The organism is Curtobacterium pusillum, assembly GCF_007680845.1.
Classification (GTDB): domain Bacteria; phylum Actinomycetota; class Actinomycetes; order Actinomycetales; family Microbacteriaceae; genus Curtobacterium; species Curtobacterium pusillum_B.
Genome location: NZ_VEIY01000003.1, coordinates 205,935 through 224,229 on the forward strand (window position 1 = coordinate 205,935; position 18,295 = coordinate 224,229).

Below are 18,295 nucleotides of genomic sequence, written 5' to 3' on the forward strand. Positions count from 1 at the left end.
GCGCGCCTCCTGTCCGCCACACGGCGCGCGTCAGTGCGCGGCGGCTTCCCAGTTCGGGCCGACACCCACGGACACGTCCAGCGGGACCGTCAGGTCGGCCGCCGATCCCATCCGGGTGCGGAGGATCTCCTCGACGCGCTCCTGCTCGCCTGGTGCCACTTCGAGGATGAGCTCGTCGTGCACCTGCAGCAGCAGGTGCGAGTCGAGCCCGCCGTCGCGGAGGTCGGCCGCGACGCCGAGCATCGCGATCTTCATGATGTCCGCCGCCGAGCCCTGGATCGGGGCGTTGAGCGCCGCACGCTCGGCGTTCTCGCGGAGCACGCGGTTCGGGCTCTTCAGGTCCGGGAACGGACGACGGCGGCCGAAGATCGTCTCGGTGTAGCCGTCCTCGCGAGCCTGCTCGACGACGCCGCGCAGGTAGTCGCGGACCGCGCCGAACCGGGCGAAGTACTCGTTCATGAGCGTCCGCGCCTCGGACTGCTCGATGCGCAGCTGCTTCGACAGGCCGAAGGGGCTGAGGCCGTACGCGAGGCCGTAGGACATGGCCTTGACCTTCGTGCGCATCTCCGGCGAGACGTCCGCCGGCTCGACCCCGAAGACGCGCGCGCCGACGAAGCGGTGCAGGTCTTCGCCCTCGTTGAAGGCCTGGATGAGGCCCGGGTCGCCGGAGAGGTGCGCCATGATCCGCATCTCGATCTGCGAGTAGTCCGCGGTGACGAGCGTCGTGTACGGCTCGGCGACCGCGAACGCCGAGCGGACACGACGGCCGACGGCGGTCTTCACCGGGATGTTCTGCAGGTTCGGGTCGGTGGAGGAGATCCGGCCGGTGCTGCTGCCGGTCTGCTCATAGCTGGTGTGGATGCGACCGTCGACCACCGCGGCGTCGAGGGTGTCGACGATCTGGCGGAGCTTCGTGGCGTCGCGGTGCTGGAGCAGGAGCCCGAGGAAGGGGTGCGGGTGCTGTTCCTGCAGGTCGGTGAGGCTCGCGGCGTCCGTCGAGAACCCGGTCTTCGTCTTCCGGGTCTTCGGCATCGCGAGCTCGGTGAAGAGCACTTCCTGCAGCTGCTTCGGGGAGCCGAGGTTGACCTCGTGCCCGATCTCGGCGAAGGCCTGCTGCGCGAGTTCGGCCGCCCGCTCCCCCAGGTCGTGCGACAACCCGGTGAGGACCGGCCGGTCGATGGCGACGCCGGTGGTCTCCATGCCGGCGAGGACGGGGACGAGCGGCAGCTCGATCGTGTCGAGGACCCGGAGCGAGGACTCGTCGACGCGGGCGCGCAGGGAGGTCACGACGCGGAGCACGTACCAGGCGTGCACGCCGACGTTCACCGGGTCGGTCTCGGGGACGAGCTGGTTCGGGTCGGCGGTGGGGAGCTCCTCGCCGAGTTCCTGGTACACGAGGTCGGCGAGGGGCTGCCCCTGCTTGCCGGGCTGCGCGAGCCACCCGGTGAGCCGGGCGTCGCCGGCGATGCCGTTCACCTCGAAGCCGACCGTCGCCAGGGCCTTGATCGCGGCCTTGGCGTCGTGGAAGTGCTTCGGGGTGTCCGACGCGAACCACGCCGCGAGCTGCTCGTAGTCCTTCGCGCCGCTGCCGCCGGGGACCAGGACGGCGTCGTCGTGGGTGGCGATGCCGATCGCGCTGAGACGGCCGTCGATGACCTCGACCGCGACGCCGAAGCCGTTCTCGGCGTCGTTCGCGGCCTTCCGCTCGAGCCAGTAGCCGAGCTCTTCGTCGATGATCGTCGTGACGGGCGGCGGGGTCGGAGCCCCGTCGTCCACGCCGCCGTCGACCGCGACGGCGTCGGACGGTTCGCCGTTGCCGGCGATCTTGAAGACGCGGTCGAGCAGGGTGCGGAACTGGAGCTTCGCGAAGAGGTCGCGCACGGCCTGCTCGTCGAGGGGGCGGAGCGAGACGTCCGCCGGGCCGACCGGCAGCTCGACGTCGTTCACCAGTCGGTTGAGCTTCCGGTTGCGGATCGCCCGGTCCTTCTGCTCGCGGAGGTTGTTGCCGACGACGCCCTTGATCTCGTCGGCGTGCTCGAGGACGGCGTCGAGCGACCCGTACGCGGTGACCCACTTCACCGCGGTCTTCTCGCCGACCTTGTCGATGCCGATCAGGTTGTCGCTGGTCTCGCCGACGAGGGCCGCGATGTCCGGGTACTGGTGCGGTTCGATGCCGTAGCGCTCGTACACCTTGTCGCGGTCGTACCGGGTGAGCTCGGAGACGCCGCGGACCGACGGGTACAGCAGCGTCACGTCGTCGTTGACGAGCTGGATCGCGTCGCGGTCGCCGGACACCACGTACACCTGGTACCCCTGCTCGGCCCCCTGCCGGGCGAAGGTGGCGAGGATGTCGTCGGCCTCGTAGTCCTCCTTCGTGACGGTCGTGATGCCCATCGCCTCGAGCGCCTGCTGGAGGAGGGGGATCTGGCCCTTGAACTCGGCCGGGGTCTCGGAGCGGGTGCCCTTGTACTCCTCGTACTCACGGGTGCGGAACGAGAAGCGGGAGATGTCGAACGCGACCGCGAGGTGGGTCGGCTTCTCGCGCTGGAGGAGCATGAGCAGCATCGAGATGAAGCCGTGGATGGCGTTCGTGTGCTGCCCCTCGCGGTTCACGAAACTGTCGACCGGGAGCGCGTAGAAGGCCCGGAAGGCGAGCGAGTGGCCGTCGATGACCATGAGGGTAGGCTTTGCGGAGTCCGACACCCGGACAGCCTACCGACGCCATCCGACACGGGAGTTCGAGCGCGTGACCGACGAAGCGACCATCACCGGCGGCGTCGACGAACGCCTCGCCGACCGCGGCATGGGCGAGCTCGCCGAGAAGATGGGCATGGTCATCACCGAGCTCAACGCCGAGCGCGCAGTGGGCACCATCCCGGTGGAGGGCAACCGCCAGCCGGTCGGGCTCCTGCACGGCGGCGCCTACGTCGTCCTCGCCGAGAGCCTCGGGTCGATGGCCGCGAACGTCCACGCCGGGCCCGGCCGCTACGCCGTCGGCATCGAGCTGAACGCCTCGCACTCCCGGAGCGCCACGAGCGGCCTGGTGACCGGCACCTGCACGGCGCTGCACCTCGGGAACACGCTCACCACGCACGAGATCGTCCTCACCGACGACCAGGGGCGGCGCTGCTCCACCGTGCGCATCACCAACATGATCCGCGAGGCTCGCTGAACCCTCGCACCGACGCAGGGAGTCCCCTTGGACTGGAAGATCGAACTCATCTTGGTCCCCGTCAGCGACGTCGACCGGTCCCGCGAGTTCTACGAACGCATCGGCTTCACGATCGACCACGACCAGCGCGTGTCCGACGAGCTGCGGTTCGTGCAGGCGACCCCGCCCGGGTCCGCCTGCTCCATCGCGTTCGGTCAGGGCATCATGTCGCCCGACGTCCTGCCCGGGTCGCTCAAGTCGATCCAGGTCGTCGTACCGGACGCCGACGAGGCACTCGCGCACCTGCAGGGCCTCGGCGTGAACGCGATCGGCGTGGACGAGATGGCCTGGGGTCGCTTCGTGTTCTTCACCGACCCCGACGAGAACGCCTGGACGCTGCAGCAGCTGCCGGCGCGGGGCTGACCCGCGGGTCGCTCCTGGTCCGCCCGGGTCAGTCCTCGGGCGGCCGCTGCAGCAGCAGCCGCGCGTCGCCGAACCCGAGGCGCCGGTACAGCGTCTCGCCGTCGACGCTCGAGTGCACAGACGTGCGCTCGACCCCGAGGGCGTCCGCCACGTCGAGCAGCGCGCTCACCAGGCGCTTCGCGACGCCTCGGCCGCGGAGCTCCGGGTGCACGTACACGGTCTGCACGTCGGCGGTCAGGCGTCGCCCCGGACGCTCCGGCGTCGGCGGGCGGGCGACGAGCCCCAGCCACGCCATGCCGAGGACCCGTCCGTCGTGCTCGGCGACGACGCACCGGTGCGAGTCCGGGTGCTGGTCGCCGAACGCCGTCATCGCGTCGCGGTAGGCATCGCGGTCCACGCCCGGCGTCGCGCCGCCCTCGTCCACGCTCCACCGCCACCGCAGGTCGGCCACCGCTGGCATGTCGTCCGGTCTGGAGGCACGGATCACCACGTCGTCCACCCGTCCAGTCAAGCAGGTGGTCGGGCTGGTGCGCGCCTGGGTGGGGCGCGTCGGGCTGGTGCGCGCGCGCATTCGTCCACGCGCCGATGTCGACGTTCCACGCGTCGATCGACGAGCGCGGAGTCGCACGATGCGCGTGCATCTTGTTCGCGCGCATGGGTCGACGTCCCACGCGTCGATCGACGAGCGCGGTGTCGAACCATGCACGAGGCGCAGAGCCCGCTGTGCACCCGGGAACGCAGCAGCGCCACCGGACACCGGGTCCGGCGGCGCTGCGTGAGCGTCGGTGAGCGACTACTTCTTCGCGCTGAGCTGCTCGATGATCGCCTTCGCGACGTCGTGCATGGTCAGGCGGCGGTCCATCGAGGCCTTCTGGATCCAGCGGAACGCCTCGGGCTCGGTGAGCCCCATCTTCTCGTTGAGCAGGCCCTTGGCGCGGTCGACGAGCTTGCGGGTCTCGAAGCGCTCGACGAGGTCGGCGACCTCGGCCTCGAGCGTGATGATCTGCTGGTGCCGCGAGAGGGCGATCTCGATCGCGGGCAGGAGGTCGTTCGGCGTGAACGGCTTGACGACGTAGGCGAGGGCACCGGCCTCGGTCGCGCGCTCGACGAGGTCCTTCTGGCTGAACGCCGTGAGGAGGACCACGGGGGCGATGTGGTTCTTCGAGAGCTTCTCGGCGGCGGAGATGCCGTCGAGCTGCGGCATCTTGACGTCCATCACGACGAGGTCGGGGCGGAGGTCGGTCGCGAGCTGCACGGCGGTCTCACCGTCACCCGCTTCGCCGACGACGTCGAACCCGTTGTCGCGGAGGATCTCCACGATGTCGAGGCGGATGAGCGACTCGTCCTCGGCGACGACGACGCGACGGGGTGCTGTTGCAGTTGCTTCTGTGTCACTCACGACATGCAGCCTACTAGACGACAGCCGTTTGTCCTGCCCCGCAGGCCGTGAGCAGTCCTTGTACGAGTGGCGGGACTCGAACCCGCACGCCGTGAGGCAGAGCATTTTGAGTGCCCCGTGTCTACCATTCCACCACACTCGCGAGGTGCCCCACAGTACCAGCCCGACCCGCGCCTCCAGTCCGTCCCGGACCGCCTCAGGAGCCCTCGAGCGCCTCGATCGCCGCCACGAGACCGGCCCGCCGCGGCGACCGACGGGGCAGCGCCCCGAGGAGCGCCCGGAGCACGCGTGCATCCGCCGCTCCGTCCGGGGTCCGGGCCCAAGCGAGGAGTGCGTCGACGCCGCCGTCGGCGACGACGGCCTCCCGGAAGCGGCCGCGCACGAGGTCCCGGAGTGCGTCCACGCCCGGGGCGGCCGAGCCGGGCAGCACCGGCCCGGCGTACCGGTCGACGGCCTGGAGGCGCGCCCCGCGATCAAGGGCGGCCAGCACGCCGTCGACGTCGGTGCGCAGGCCTCCGACACGGTACGGACGCGACGCCAGCGTCACGCACGGCGCGGCTCCGGCGAGGACCCGTCGGAGCCGGACGAGCTCGGCGCGGAGGGTGACGAGCGCGCCGGGGTCGCCGTACACCGCGTCGGCGAGGTCCTCGGCGGCGAGGCCCGCCGGGTTGGCGGCGAGCACGGCCAGGATCTCGGAGTGCCGTGCGGACAGGTGGAGGGCACGGTCGCCGACCCAGAGCGTGGCCACGTCGGTGCCGAGCAGGTGCAGGACAGCGGGCGGGGTCGCCGGGACGCGGGTCGGGCGGAGCCGGGCGAGGGCGATCTCGGCTTCCGCGGCGGCGACGGTCGCGGTGAGGAGCGGGAGCGTGTGCCGCTCCACCGCGCGATCGTCCCCGGTGACGTCGAGCACGCCCACGACGGCGCCCGTGTCGTCGTGCACGGGGACTGCGCTGCACGACCACCGTTTGACGGCGTTCGCGTAGTGCTCCTCGGAGCGGATCTGCACCGGTCCGTCGATGCGGAGCGCGGTCCCCGGCGCGCTCGTGCCGACGCGGTCCTCGGACCAGTCGGCACCCGGGACGAAGCCCATGTCCTCCGCGGCACGACGGGCACCGCGGGCACCGTCGACCCAGACCAGCCGACCGTCGGCGTCACCGACCGCGATGACGCAGTCCGAGGCGCGCGTCTCGTCGAGGAGCAGCCGACGGACGACGGGGAGCAGGACCGAGAGGGGCCCCTCGCGACGGGCGGCGTCGAGCTGGTCCGGACCGAGCGCGAGGGCCGGGACACCGTCCGGGTCGACGCGAGCGGAGCGCTGCCACGACTCGGCGACGAGCGGGCGGAGCGTCCGGGGTGCGCGCACGCGTCCTCCGTCCGGGTCCGCCCGCCGCGTCGGTGCGTCGGGGTCCAGCCGCGTCCTCGCGGCCGTCGCGGTCAGCCTACGTCCGGTGTGCCCCCGGGGCCAGGGCCTGCTGCGACCAGGCCGAGGTCGACCAGTTCGGCGTCGTCGAACATGCGCGACCGGGTGAGGAACCGCTTGCCCTCCGGGACCTCGAGGGAGAACCCGCCGCCCCGGCCGTCGACGACGTCGATCGTCAGCGCCGTGTACTTCCAGTACTCGAACTGTGACTTCGACATGTAGACCTCGACGGGTGCGATGCCGTCGACGTCGAGCGCGCCAAGGAGCACGTCGCCAGGACCGGTCATGAACATGCCGACGGGGTAGCACATCGGACTCGAGCCGTCGCAGCAGCCACCGGACTGGTGGAACATGAGCGGCCCGTGGCGGGCGGCGAGGGTGCGCAGGAGCTCCCTCGCCGCCGGCGTGGACGTCACCCGGGCGGTGCTCATCAGAAGAACCCCATCGGCCCTTCGGCGTACGACACCAGGAGGTTCTTCGTCTGCTGGTAGTGGTCGAGCATCATCTTGTGGTTCTCGCGCCCGACCCCGGACTGCTTGTAGCCGCCGAACGCCGCTCCCGCCGGGTACTGGTGGTAGGTGTTCTCCCACACACGACCCGCCTGGATGTCACGGCCCGCACGGTAGAGCGTCGTGGCCTCGCGGCTCCACACCCCGGCACCGAGCCCGTACAGCGTGTCGTTGGCGATCGAGATGGCGTCGTCGTAGCCGCTGAAGCTCGTCAGGGCGAGGACGGGTCCGAAGATCTCCTCCTGGAAGATCCGCATCGAGTTGTCACCCTCGAACACCGTCGGCGTGACGTAGTACCCGCCGGAGAGGTCGCCGCCGAGGTCCGCTCGTTCGCCGCCGGTGAGGAGCTTCGCCCCCTCCTGCTTCCCGATGTCGATGTAGCTCAGGATCTTCTCGAGCTGGTCGTTCGACGCCTGCGCCCCGATCATCGTCGACAGGTCCAGCGGATGGCCCTGCTTCACGGCGCGCACCCGGTCGAGACCGTCGGCGACGAACCCGTCGTAGATCTCCTTCGCGACGAGCGCGCGGGAGGGGCACGTGCAGACCTCGCCCTGGTTGAGGTTGAAGAAGGCGAAACCCTCGAGGGCCTTGTCGTAGAACGCGTCCTTCTCCTGCGCGACGTCGGCGAAGAACAGGTTCGGGCTCTTTCCGCCGAGTTCGAGCGTCACCGGGATGAGGTTCTGCGACGCGTACTGCATGATGAGCCGGCCGGTCGTCGTCTCGCCCGTGAACGCGACCTTGCGGACGTCGGGGTGCTGCGCGAGCGGCGCGCCGACCTCGAAGCCGAAGCCGTTCACGACGTTGAGCACCCCGGCCGGGACGAGGTCGCGGATGAGGTCGATGAGCACGTGGATCGACGCCGGGGTCTGCTCGGCCGGCTTGAGCACGACGCAGTTGCCCGCCGCCAGGGCCGGCGCGAGCTTCCAGACCGCCATGAGGATCGGGAAGTTCCACGGGATGATCTGGGCGACCACGCCGAGCGGCTCGTGGAAGTGGTAGGCCACCGTGTCGTGATCGATCTCCCCCGTCGATCCCTCCTGCGCGCGGATCGCGCCGGCGAAGTAGCGGAAGTGGTCGATCGCGAGCGGGATGTCGGCGCCGATGGTCTCGCGGATCGGCTTGCCGTTCTCCCACGTCTCGGCGACCGCGAGCAACTCGAGGTTCGCCTCCATCCGGTCGGCGATCTTGTTGAGGATGCCGGCACGCTCGGCGACGCTGGTCCTCCCCCAGGCCGGGAACGCCTTCCACGCGGCCTCGACCGCGCGGTCGACGTCGGTGGAGTCGCCGCGGGCGACCTCGGTGAAGGTCTTCCCGGTGACGGGGGTCGGGTTCTCGAAGTACTTGCCGCCGGTCGGTGGGACGTACTCACCCCCGATGAAGTGGTCGTACCGGGAACGGAAGGCGACGAGGGAGCCCTCCTCGCCGGGTGCGACGTAGCTGGTGGGAGACGGTGCGATGGTCATGGTGGACACCTTTCGACGACTCTGTCGGGCGCTGGGTCCGCGCCTGTCCGCACGGTACGTCCGGGGAGGTTGCATCCGGTTGCGCGGGTGCGGGTGCGGGTGCGGGTGCGGGTGCGGGTGCGCCGAGAGGGCACTATCGGTCACTCTCGGCGCTCGCGGGCGGCGACTTGCGCGATCTCGGCAGACGTGAGCGGCATGTCGTGCCCTCTCGGGGTGGGGGTGGGCCGGGCTGGCGGGCCGACCGGGCGGCGGGGTCTGTCGTCGAGAGGGCACTATCGGTCACTCTCGGCGCCGGCGGGCGACGACTTGTGCCACCTCGGCGGACGTGAGCGGCATGTTGTGCCCGCTCGGCGGACGGGGCAGGCGGGGAGGGCGGGCGGGGACGAACGAGGGGGCGCGCCGCGAGGTACCGTCGAGACGAGCAGTTCCGACAGGGAGGAGTGCTCGTGGATTCTCGTGCCGTCCGAACGTTCCGGGTGTTCGTGATCGTGACCGCCGTCGTCGCCATCGCCCTCGGCGTCGTGGCCATCGTCTGGCCGCGCCCGTCGCTGGTCGTCGTCGCGCTGCTGTTCGGCGTCTACCTCGTCGTCGCCGGGGCGCTGCGGGTGTTCGCGGCGGTCCGGGGCCACGGGACGCCGCCGGTGTGGCGCTGGACGTCGGGCATCGTCGGGGCCCTGGTCGGGTTGGCCGGGCTCGTGACCCTGCTCGACCCCGCCGTGCCGCTCCTGGTCTACGCGCTGCTCGCGGGCATCGGGTTCATCGTCGAGGGCGTCGCATCGCTCGTCGGTGGGTTCGTCGGGCACCCAGGGTCGTCGAGGATCCCGACGATCGTGAGCGCTGTGCTCTCGATCCTCGGCGGCGTGGTGGTCCTCGTCGCGCCCGGCCTGGCGCTGACGGTCTTCATGGTCTTCTCGGGCATCGCCCTCATCGTCGTCGGCGCCGCGGCGCTGCTGCTGCTGCCGCCGCGCGCCGCCGTCCGCCGGTAGCCGCGCAGGCGAGCGCTAGGCGTTACCCGTCCCGAACAGCAGGCCGAGCCCGTAGGTGACGGCCGCGGCGCCGAAGCCGATCGCCAGCTGCCGCAGTGCCCGACGCAGGGGCGAGGCCCCGCTCAGCACCCCGACGACCGCTCCGGTGCCGAGGAGCGCGACCCCGACGAGGGCGGCAGCGACCGTGATCGCCGCCCAACCGTCGAGCCCGAACAGGTACGGCAGGACCGGGATGATCGCGCCGGAGGCGAAGAAGCAGAAGCTCGAGATCGCCGCGCTCATCCCGTTGCCGATCGCTTCGTGGTCGTCCGTCGGTGCGGCCGTCGTGACGGCGGTGCCCCCGAGGACCTCGGCCGCGTGCTCGTGCGCGTCCGCCTCGGTCATCCCCCTCGCCCGGTACACGAGTGCGAGCTCGTTCGCGTCGACGTCGAGGTCGGCCACCGCCCGGCCCGCTTCGGGGTGCGGCGCCGACGCGGTGAGGAGTTCACGCTGGGACCGGACCGAGACGTACTCCCCCGCGCCCATCGACAGCGCCCCCGCGAGCAGTCCGGCGATGCCGCTCAGCAGCACGAAGTGGCGGTCCGCCCCGGACGCGCTGATGCCGATGATGAGTGCGAGGTTCGACACGAGGCCGTCGTTCGCCCCGAACACCGCCGCACGGAACGTCCCGGAGAGGCGCATCCGGCCGCGGTTCGCGAGTCCGCGAACCACCTCGCCGTGGATCCGCTCGTCGGCAGCCATGCTCGCCGTGGCGTCGGCGTCGTCGGCGTAGGGCGACCGGTCTTCGGCCCGCTGCATGAGCGCGAGGACGAACACCGACCCGAACCGCTTCGCGAGTGACGCCAGCACCCGGGTCCGGAGACTCCCCCGCTGCGGTCGCCCGACGTCGTCGCCGAGCAGGTCGAGCCAGTGCTGCTCGTGCCGGCCCTCGGCTTCGGCCAGGGCCGACAGGATCGCGCGCTCTTCACCGTCGCGGCGCGCGGCGAGGTTCCGGTAGACCGCCGCTTCCGCACGTTCGTCCGCGAGGTAGCGGCGCCAGCGGCGCACGTCGGTCCGGGGTGCGGTGGGGCGGGACTGGAGGCTCACAGCAGCCATCCTGCCGTGTCCCGACGACGGACGGTCGCCACCAGGGCCCGGTGTGGACGAGCGACGTCCGGTCGCGACCTGTGGAGGGGGGAACGCGACGGGGCGCGGACCGGAGGCGGCGTGCGCGTGGCGCACCGTGCCTCCAGTCCGCGCCCCGTCGGACGTCGGAACGCTCTGCTCAGTCGCGCACGTAGGCCGGCGCGGCCTCGGCGTGGGCGTCGCCCACGCGGTGCACCCGGAGGTCGTTCGTCGAGCCCTCGATGCCGGGAGGGGACCCGGCCGTCACGATGACGCGGTCACCGGGAGACGCGAGACCGTTCTCGAGGAGGACGTCGTCGACCTGCGAGAAGAGCTCGTCGGTGTGGGTCTTGCGCTCCACGAGGAACGAGCGGACGCCCCAGGTGAGCGCCATGCGGCGACGCGTGGCCTCGTTCGGGGTGAAGGCGATGATCGGCAGGCCGTGGCGCAGACGCGACATGCGCCGCGCCGAGTCGCCGGACTCGGTGAACACGCAGAGGTACGAGGCCTCGGTGAACTCCGCGATCTCGACCGCGGCGAGCGTGATGGCACCACCGAGCGTGCGGGGCTTCGTGCCGAGCGGCGCGATGCGCTCGAGGCCGTGGTCCTCGGTGGACTCGACGATGCGGGCCATCGTCCGGACGGTCTGCACCGGGTACTCGCCGACGCTGGTCTCGCCGGAGAGCATGACCGCGTCCGCGCCGTCGAGCACCGCGTTCGCGACGTCGGAGGTCTCGGCGCGGGTCGGGATCGGGGACGAGATCATCGACTCGAGCATCTGCGTCGCGACGATGACGGGCTTCGCCATGCGGCGGGAGAGCTCGACGGCGCGCTTCTGCACGATCGGGACGGCCTCGAGCGGGAGCTCGACGCCGAGGTCACCGCGGGCCACCATGATGCTGTCGAAGGCGTCGATGATCTCCTCGAGCGCGTCGACGGCCTGCGGCTTCTCGATCTTCGCGATGACGGGGAGGCGCTTGCCTTCCTCGTCCATGATCTCGTGCGCGCGGACGACGTCGGACGCGTTGCGCACGAACGACAGCGCGATGAGGTCGGCACCCTGACGGATGCCCCAGCGGAGGTCCGCCTCGTCCTTCTCGCTCAGCGCGGGGACGTTCACGGCGACGCCGGGCAGGTTGATGCCCTTGTTGTTCGACACGGTGCCGCCGACGACGACCTCGGTGCGGACGCGGACGCCGTCGGTGTCGAGGACGCGGAGCCGCACGCGGCCGTCGTCGATGAGCAGCGGGTCACCGGGCTTGACGTCCTGCGGGAGCCCCTTGAAGGTCGTGCCGCAGATCTCCTTCGAGCCGGGCACGTCCTCGGTGGTGATGGTGAAGACGTCGCCGACGGCGAGGTCGTGCGGGCCGTCGGCGAACCGGGCGAGGCGGATCTTCGGGCCCTGCAGGTCGACGAGGATCGCGACGGGCTTGCCGAGCTCCTCGGCCGCGCGACGCACGTTGTCGTAGTTGGCCTCGTGGACGCTGTAGTCACCGTGGCTGAGGTTGAGGCGGGCGACGTCGACGCCTGCCTCGATGATCTCCTTGACGGTCTCGTAGTCGGACGTTGCCGGTCCGAGGGTCGAAACGATCTTTGCGCGTCTCAATGGATTCCTTCGTGTGGTGGATGGTGCTTGGGTTTCCACGCTGTGGGGCCGCGTGGAACGAAGCGAGGCCACCAGCACCCTACCGAGTGCCGGTGTCCGGGAGTCGTCAGATCGAGATCGCGCGGTCGGTGGCCTTGACCGGGGCCGGCAGGATCGTCGAGCCCTCGAGGTACTCGTCGACCTTCGCCGCGGCGGCGCGGCCCTCGGCGATGGCCCAGACGATGAGCGACTGCCCACGACCGGCGTCACCGGCGACGAACACGCCCGGCTCGTTCGTGGTGTAGTCGGCCTGGCGCGCCACGGCGCCGGACACCGTCACCGGCAGGCCGAGCTGCGGCTCGAGCGTGTCGGTCTCCGGACCGGTGAACCCCATGGCGACGAGGACGAGGTCCGCGGGGATCTCGCGCTCGGTGCCGGCCTTCGGGACACGGCGGCCGTCGAGGTACTCGGTCTCCGCGACGCGGAGGGCACGGACCTCGCCGGCCTCGTTCGCGAGGAACTCGACGGTGGAGGCCAGGTAGTGCCGCTCGCCACCCTCTTCGTGGGCGCTCGTCACCTCGAACACGGTCGGGAACATCGGCCACGGCTGCTCGGACGGACGCTCGAGCGGCGGCTGCTGGCCGATCGCCAGGTTCGTGACGCTGAGCGCGCCCTGCCGGTGCGCGGTGCCGATGCAGTCCGCGCCCGTGTCGCCGCCACCGATGACGACGACGTGCTTGCCCTCGGCCGTGATCTGGTTGTCGACGGTCGTCCCGGCGTTCGCCTTGTTCTGCTGGACGAGGTACTCCATCGCGAAGTGCACGCCCTCGAGGTCGCGCCCCGGGATCGACAGGTCGCGCGGGACCGTCGCTCCGGTGGCGACGACGACCGCGTCGTAGCGGGACTTGAGGTCGTCCCACGTGATGTCGCGGCCGATCTCGACACCGGCGCGGAAGCGGGTGCCCTCGGCCTGCATCTGCGCGAGCCGGGCGTCGATCTGACGCTTCTCCATCTTGAAGTCCGGGATGCCGTAGCGGAGCAGTCCACCGATCCGGTCGTCCCGCTCGTAGACCGCGACGGTGTGACCGGCGCGGGTGAGCTGCTGCGCGGCCGCGAGTCCGGCGGGGCCGGAACCGACGACGGCGACGGTCTTGCCGGTGAGGCGCTCCGGCGGGTGCGGCGTGACCCAGCCGTTCTTGTACGCCTCGTCGATGATCGAGACCTCGACCTGCTTGATCGTCACCGGCGGCTGGTTGATGCCGAGGACGCACGACGCCTCGCACGGTGCCGGGCAGAGCTTGCCGGTGAACTCCGGGAAGTTGTTCGTCGCGTGCAGGCGCTCGATCGCCTGACGGCCCTCGCCGCGCCACGTGAGGTCGTTCCACTCCGGGATGAGGTTCCCGAGCGGGCAGCCCTGGTGGCAGAACGGGACGCCGCAGTCCATGCAGCGGCCGGCCTGACGCTTGAGCGCGCCGGACTCCTGCTGCTCGTAGACCTCTTTCCAGTCCATGAGCCGGACGGGTACGGGGCGTCGGGGCGGGAGCTCGCGCTCCTGCACCTTGAGGAAGCCCTTCGGGTCAGCCACCAGTCACCTCCGAGATGTTGATGCGCACTGTCGGTTCCGGACTCGTGGGGTCAACCACCGGTCACCTCCAGGATGCGGTTCCAGACCACGTCTCCGTCGGGGTCGAGCCCCTCGTCGACGGCCTGCTGTCGGGTCTCGAGGACCGCCGCGTAGTCCCGCGGCAGCACCTTCACGAAGTCGCTCAGGTCTCCGGACTCGAGCAGTTCGGCCGCGAGCGCGGACCCGGTCTCCGCCGCGTGACGGGCGAGCAGGTCGTTCACGATCTCGACGTCGGCACTGTCGAGCGGCTCGAGTCGGAGCTCACCCGAGGCGAGCGAGTCCGTGTTCACGTGCTCCTCGCGGAGTCCGCGGACGTAGGCCGTGCCACCGGACATGCCGGCGCCGAGGTTCCGACCCGTCTCGCCGAGGATGAGGGCGAGCCCGCCGGTCATGTACTCGAGCGCGTGGTCGCCCACGCCCTCGACGACCGCGGTCGCCCCGGAGTTGCGCACGAGGAACCGCTCCCCCACGATGCCGCGGATGAACATGCTCCCCTGCGTCGCCCCGTAGCCGATCACGTTACCGGCGATGACGTTCTGCGCCGGGTCGAAGCCGGAGCCCGCGTCCGGACGGACGATGATCTCGCCGCCGGAGAGGCCCTTGCCGACGTAGTCGTTGCTGTCGCCGACGAGCCGCAGGGTGATGCCGGACGGCAGGAAGGCGCCGAGCGACTGCCCGGCGGAACCACGCAGCGTGACGTCGATCGAACCGGCCGGCAGTCCGTTCTCGCCGTGCCGCAGCGTGACCTCGTGCCCGAGCATCGTGCCGACCGCGCGCTCCGTGTTGCGGATCGGCAGGTCGAGCGCGATGGAGCCACCGTGCTCGAGCACGTCGGCCGTCTGCTGGATGAGCTGCACGTCGAAGTGCTGCTCGAGCTCGTGGTCCTGATCACGGTGGTGCCGGCGCGGCTCGTCGGCGCCGAACCGCGGCCCCTTGAGCACGGGTTCGAGGTCGAGCCCGGAGGCCTTCCAGTGCTCGACCGCGCGGTCCACGTCGAGGGCGTCGGCGTGGCCGATCGCCTCTTCGAGGGACCGGAAGCCGAGCTCGGCGAGGAGCTCGCGGACCTCCTGCGCGATGAACTCGAAGAAGTTGACGACGAACTCGGGCTTGCCGCTGAAGCGCTTGCGGAGCTCCGGGTTCTGCGTGGCGACCCCGACCGGGCACGTGTCGAGGTGGCAGACGCGCATCAGGATGCAGCCCTCGACCACGAGTGGCGCGGTCGCGAAGCCGTACTCTTCCGCGCCGAGCAGCGCGGCCACGACGACGTCGCGTCCGGTCTTCATCTGGCCGTCGACCTGCACCACGACGCGGTCGCGCATGCCGTTCAGCATGAGCGTCTGCTGCGTCTCGGCGAGACCGATCTCCCACGGGGTCCCGGCGTGCTTGAGGGAGTTGAGCGGAGACGCTCCGGTCCCGCCGTCGTGACCGGAGACCAGCACCACGTCGGCCAGGGCCTTCGTGACGCCGGCGGCCACGGCCCCGATGCCGGACTGGCTGACCAGCTTGACGTGGACGCGCGCCGACGGGTTGGCCCGCTTCACGTCGAAGATGAGCTGCTTGAGGTCTTCGATCGAGTAGATGTCGTGGTGCGGCGGCGGCGAGATGAGGCCGACGCCCGCGGTGGCGTGGCGGGTCCGAGCGACCCACGGGTACACCTTCGTTGGGGGCAGCTGGCCGCCTTCGCCGGGCTTCGCACCCTGCGCCATCTTCAGCTGGATGTCCGTCGCGTGCGTCAGGTACATGCTCGTGACGCCGAACCGGCCGGAGGCGACCTGCTTGATGGCGCTCCGACGCTCGGGGTCGAGGAGCCGGTCGACGTCCTCGCCGCCCTCGCCCGTGTTCGACCGGCCGCCGAGACGGTTCATCGCGATCGCGAGGGTCTCGTGGGCTTCCTTCGAGATCGACCCGTACGACATCGCCCCGGTGTTGAACCGCTTGACGATCGACTCGATGGGCTCGACTTCGTCCAGGGGCACCGGCTTGCGGGCGCCCTTGGCGAAGCGGAAGAGCCCGCGGAGCGTCATCAGCTGCTCGGACTGGTCGTCGACGGCCTGCGAGTACTCGCGGAAGATGTCGTACCGGCGCGAGCGGGTGGCGTGCTGGAGCCGGAACACGGTGTCCGGGTTGAACAGGTGCGGCGGTCCTTCTCGACGCCACTGGTACTCACCGCCGGTCTGCAGCCGTTCGTGGGAGAGCACCGCGCCGTCCTGCGGGTACGCCTGCGCGTGCCGCTCGGCGTTCTCCTTCGCGATGACCTCGATCCCGACGCCGCCGAGGATCGACGACGTCCCGGTGAAGTACCGGTCGACGAACTCCTGGCTGAGCCCGACGGCCTCGAACGCCTGGGCGCCCGCGTAGCTCGACACCGTCGAGATGCCCATCTTGGACATGATCTTGAGCACGCCCTTGCCGAGCGCCTTGATCACGTTCTTGACGGCCTGCTCCGGCGTGACGCCGGTGATCATGCCCTGACGGACGAGGATCTCGCAGGTCTCCATCGCGAGGTACGGGTTGATCGCCGAGGCGCCGTAGCCGATGAGCGTCGCGACGTGGTGGACCTCGCGCACGTCGCCGGCCTCGACGATGAGACCGACCTTCATGCGCTGCTCGGTGCGGATGAGGTGGTGGTGCACGGCGGCGAGCAGCAGGAGGCTCGGGACCGGCGCCTGTTCGGCGTTGCCGTCACGGTCGGACAGCACGATGAACTGCTTGCCGGACTCGATCGCGGCGTCGACCTCGTCGCACACGGCGGCGATGCGCTTCTGCATCGCCTTCTTGCCCGCGTCGACCCGGTACAGGCCCTTGATCGTGACCGTCAGGTGACGACCGGACTCGGTCTCGAAGTGCTGGATCTTCGCGAGCTCGTCGTTGTCGATCACCGGGAAGTCGAGCGTGATCTGCCGCGCGTGCTCGGGCCCCGCGGTGAGGAGGTTGCGCTCCGGGCCGAGACCCATCCCCATCGACGTGATGACCTGCTCGCGGATCGAGTCCAGCGGCGGGTTCGTCACCTGCGCGAACTGCTGCGTGAAGTAGTCGAACAGCAGCCGGGGCCGGTCGGAGAGCACGGCGATCGGGGTGTCCGAACCCATCGCACCGAGCGGCTCCGCGCCGGTCTGCGCCATCGGGCGGAGGAGGATGCGGACCTCTTCCTCGGTGTAGCCGAACGCGCGCTGGCGGCGGGTCACCGAAGCGGGAGTGTGCACGATGTGCTCGCGGTCGGGCAGGTCGCCGAGGTTGATGCGGCCGGCGTCGAGCCACTCGCCCCAGGGGCCCGAGGTCGCGAGCTCGCGCTTGACCTCGTCGTCCTCGATGATCCGGCCGGCCTCGGTGTCCACGAGGAACATCCGTCCGGGACGCAGGCGGCCCTTGCGCACCACCTTCTCGGCGGGGACGTCGATGACGCCCGTCTCGGAGCCCATCACGATGAGGCCGTCGTCGGTGACCAGGAACCGGCCGGGACGGAGACCGTTGCGGTCGAGCGTGGCGCCGACGAGGGAACCGTCGGTGAACGTGATGGCGGCGGGGCCGTCCCACGGCTCCATGAGCATCGAGTGGTACTCGTAGAACGCCCGGAGTTCCGGGTCCATCCCGACCTGGTTCTCCCACGCCTCGGGGACCATCATCGACACGGCGTGCGGGAGCGACCGGCCGGTGAGCGTCAGGAGCTCGAGGACCTCGTCGAAGGACGCCGAGTCGCTCGCCCCGGGGCTGACGATTGGCAGCAGCGGTGCCATGTCGCCGAGGAGCTCGCTCTGCAACTGCGACTGGCGCGCGCGCATCCAGTTGCGGTTGCCGCGGACGGTGTTGATCTCGCCATTGTGCGCCAGCGTGCGGAACGGCTGTGCGAGCGGCCACGACGGGAAGGTGTTCGTGGAGTACCGCGAGTGCACGATCGCGAGCTTCGACGCGAAGCGCTCGTCGCTGAGGTCCGGGTAGAACGGCTCGAGCTGGAGCGTCGTGACCATGCCCTTGTAGACCATGGTCCGGCTCGACAGCGACATGAAGTAGACCTCGGAGTCGTGCTCGGCACGCTTCCGGAGTCGGAACGCCTGGCGGTCGAGCGCGATCCCGCTCCAGGACGCACCGTGCACGTCGTGCCGGATCGACGCGACGAAGAGCTGCTCGAACGCGGGCATCGCCGCGCGTGCCAGCGTGCCGAGGACGTCCGGCCGCACCGGGACCTCGCGCCAGCCGAGCACGCGCAGTCCTTCTTCGCGCGCGAGACGCTCGACGGCGCCCTTCACGGCGTGCCGCTCGTCGTCCGAGACGGGCAGGTAGGCAGTCCCGACGGCGTACTCGCCCGCCGCGGGCAGGTCGAAGGGGACCTCGCTGCGGAAGAACTCGTCCGGCACCTGGCAGAGGATGCCCGCGCCGTCACCGGTGCCCGCGTCGGACCCGACGGCGCCGCGGTGCTCGAGGTTCCGGAGCGCACCGAGCGCCGCGTCGACGATGTCGTGCCCGGCCGTCCCGCGGAGCGTCGCGACCATCGCGAGGCCGCAGGCGTCCTTCTCGTTCGCGGGGTCGTACAGACCGGCCGCGTCCGGGATCGCGGAGAACCGACGGTGCGGCGGCACGAGTGCCGCTGGGGACTGGGGTGGCTGGAGCGCCATGGGGAACCGTCCTCACGAGGA

Annotated in this window: 13 protein-coding genes and 1 tRNA gene; 3 read left to right on the forward strand and 11 right to left on the reverse strand. The window is 70.8% G+C overall.

Features of this window, described 5'->3' with window-relative positions:
* Nucleotides 1–30: 30 nt before the first annotated feature.
* Nucleotides 31–2,703 (reverse strand): DNA polymerase I, encoded by a 2,673-nt coding sequence (polA, locus tag FS825_RS08605; protein WP_144712126.1) that lies wholly within the window; start codon nucleotides 2,701–2,703, stop codon nucleotides 31–33.
* 100 nt (nucleotides 2,704–2,803) lie between these two features.
* On the opposite strand from polA, the gene FS825_RS08610 reads away from it, so the two are divergent.
* Nucleotides 2,804–3,172, forward strand: coding sequence for a PaaI family thioesterase (locus FS825_RS08610; protein ID WP_144712523.1), 369 nt, complete (start codon nucleotides 2,804–2,806; stop codon nucleotides 3,170–3,172).
* Nucleotides 3,173–3,199: 27 nt separating this feature from the next.
* On the forward strand, nucleotides 3,200–3,574 hold the full coding sequence (locus FS825_RS08615; protein WP_144712127.1) for a VOC family protein: 375 nt from the start codon (nucleotides 3,200–3,202) through the stop codon (nucleotides 3,572–3,574).
* Between the two features lie 28 nt (nucleotides 3,575–3,602).
* On the opposite strand, the gene FS825_RS08620 is transcribed toward FS825_RS08615, so the two are convergent.
* The 6 genes from FS825_RS08620 to exaC form a co-directional block, all read right to left on the reverse strand.
* Nucleotides 3,603–4,073 carry a GNAT family N-acetyltransferase gene (locus FS825_RS08620; RefSeq protein WP_186377143.1) on the reverse strand — a complete coding sequence of 157 codons (471 nt, stop codon included), beginning with the start codon at nucleotides 4,071–4,073 and terminating at the stop codon, nucleotides 3,603–3,605.
* A 294-nt stretch (nucleotides 4,074–4,367) separates the two neighbouring features.
* Entirely contained in the window at nucleotides 4,368–4,973 is a 606-nt protein-coding gene (locus FS825_RS08625) for an ANTAR domain-containing response regulator (RefSeq protein ID WP_022905562.1), read from the reverse strand.
* A gap of 61 nt (nucleotides 4,974–5,034) precedes the next feature.
* Nucleotides 5,035–5,115, reverse strand: a tRNA-Leu gene (locus FS825_RS08630).
* A 54-nt stretch (nucleotides 5,116–5,169) separates the two neighbouring features.
* A complete protein-coding gene (locus tag FS825_RS08635) occupies nucleotides 5,170–6,336 on the reverse strand; it encodes a GAF domain-containing protein (protein WP_186377144.1) in 1,167 nt (388 codons plus the stop codon).
* A 71-nt stretch (nucleotides 6,337–6,407) separates the two neighbouring features.
* On the reverse strand, nucleotides 6,408–6,824 hold the full coding sequence (locus FS825_RS08640) for a DUF779 domain-containing protein (protein WP_144712130.1): 417 nt from the start codon (nucleotides 6,822–6,824) through the stop codon (nucleotides 6,408–6,410).
* Nucleotides 6,824–8,365: an acetaldehyde dehydrogenase ExaC gene (exaC, locus tag FS825_RS08645; RefSeq protein WP_144712131.1), complete on the reverse strand. Its 1,542-nt coding sequence runs from the start codon at nucleotides 8,363–8,365 to the stop codon at nucleotides 6,824–6,826. The genes FS825_RS08640 and exaC overlap by 1 nt, the downstream gene beginning before the upstream one ends.
* Before the next feature lie 446 nt (nucleotides 8,366–8,811).
* Here exaC and FS825_RS08650 point away from each other — a divergent pair, with 446 nt between their 5' ends.
* Nucleotides 8,812–9,351 carry an HdeD family acid-resistance protein gene (locus FS825_RS08650; protein ID WP_186377145.1) on the forward strand — a complete coding sequence of 180 codons (540 nt, stop codon included), beginning with the start codon at nucleotides 8,812–8,814 and terminating at the stop codon, nucleotides 9,349–9,351.
* 15 nt (nucleotides 9,352–9,366) lie between these two features.
* Here the strand turns inward: FS825_RS08650 and FS825_RS08655 are convergent, their stop codons facing one another.
* From FS825_RS08655 to gltB, 4 genes are all read right to left on the reverse strand, one after another.
* A complete protein-coding gene (locus FS825_RS08655) occupies nucleotides 9,367–10,446 on the reverse strand; it encodes a VIT1/CCC1 transporter family protein (protein WP_144712133.1) in 1,080 nt (359 codons plus the stop codon).
* Nucleotides 10,447–10,615: 169 nt separating this feature from the next.
* Nucleotides 10,616–12,061 carry a pyruvate kinase gene (gene pyk, locus FS825_RS08660; protein WP_144712134.1) on the reverse strand — a complete coding sequence of 482 codons (1,446 nt, stop codon included), beginning with the start codon at nucleotides 12,059–12,061 and terminating at the stop codon, nucleotides 10,616–10,618.
* Nucleotides 12,062–12,167: 106 nt separating this feature from the next.
* Nucleotides 12,168–13,625, reverse strand: coding sequence for a glutamate synthase subunit beta (locus FS825_RS08665; RefSeq protein ID WP_144712135.1), 1,458 nt, complete (start codon nucleotides 13,623–13,625; stop codon nucleotides 12,168–12,170).
* A gap of 50 nt (nucleotides 13,626–13,675) precedes the next feature.
* Nucleotides 13,676–18,274: a glutamate synthase large subunit gene (gene gltB / locus FS825_RS08670; RefSeq protein WP_144712136.1), complete on the reverse strand. Its 4,599-nt coding sequence runs from the start codon at nucleotides 18,272–18,274 to the stop codon at nucleotides 13,676–13,678.
* Nucleotides 18,275–18,295: the final 21 nt, after the last annotated feature.

Coding starts and splice junctions, on each gene's coding strand:
- FS825_RS08655 (WP_144712133.1), bottom strand. CDS start 10,446: ATGGCTGCTGTGAGCCTCCAGTCCCGCCCCACCGCACCCCGGACCGAC.
- gltB (WP_144712136.1), bottom strand. CDS start 18,274: ATGGCGCTCCAGCCACCCCAGTCCCCAGCGGCACTCGTGCCGCCGCAC.
- FS825_RS08640 (WP_144712130.1), bottom strand. CDS start 6,824: ATGAGCACCGCCCGGGTGACGTCCACGCCGGCGGCGAGGGAGCTCCTG.
- exaC (WP_144712131.1), bottom strand. CDS start 8,365: ATGACCATCGCACCGTCTCCCACCAGCTACGTCGCACCCGGCGAGGAG.
- FS825_RS08610 (WP_144712523.1), top strand. CDS start 2,804: ATGGGCGAGCTCGCCGAGAAGATGGGCATGGTCATCACCGAGCTCAAC.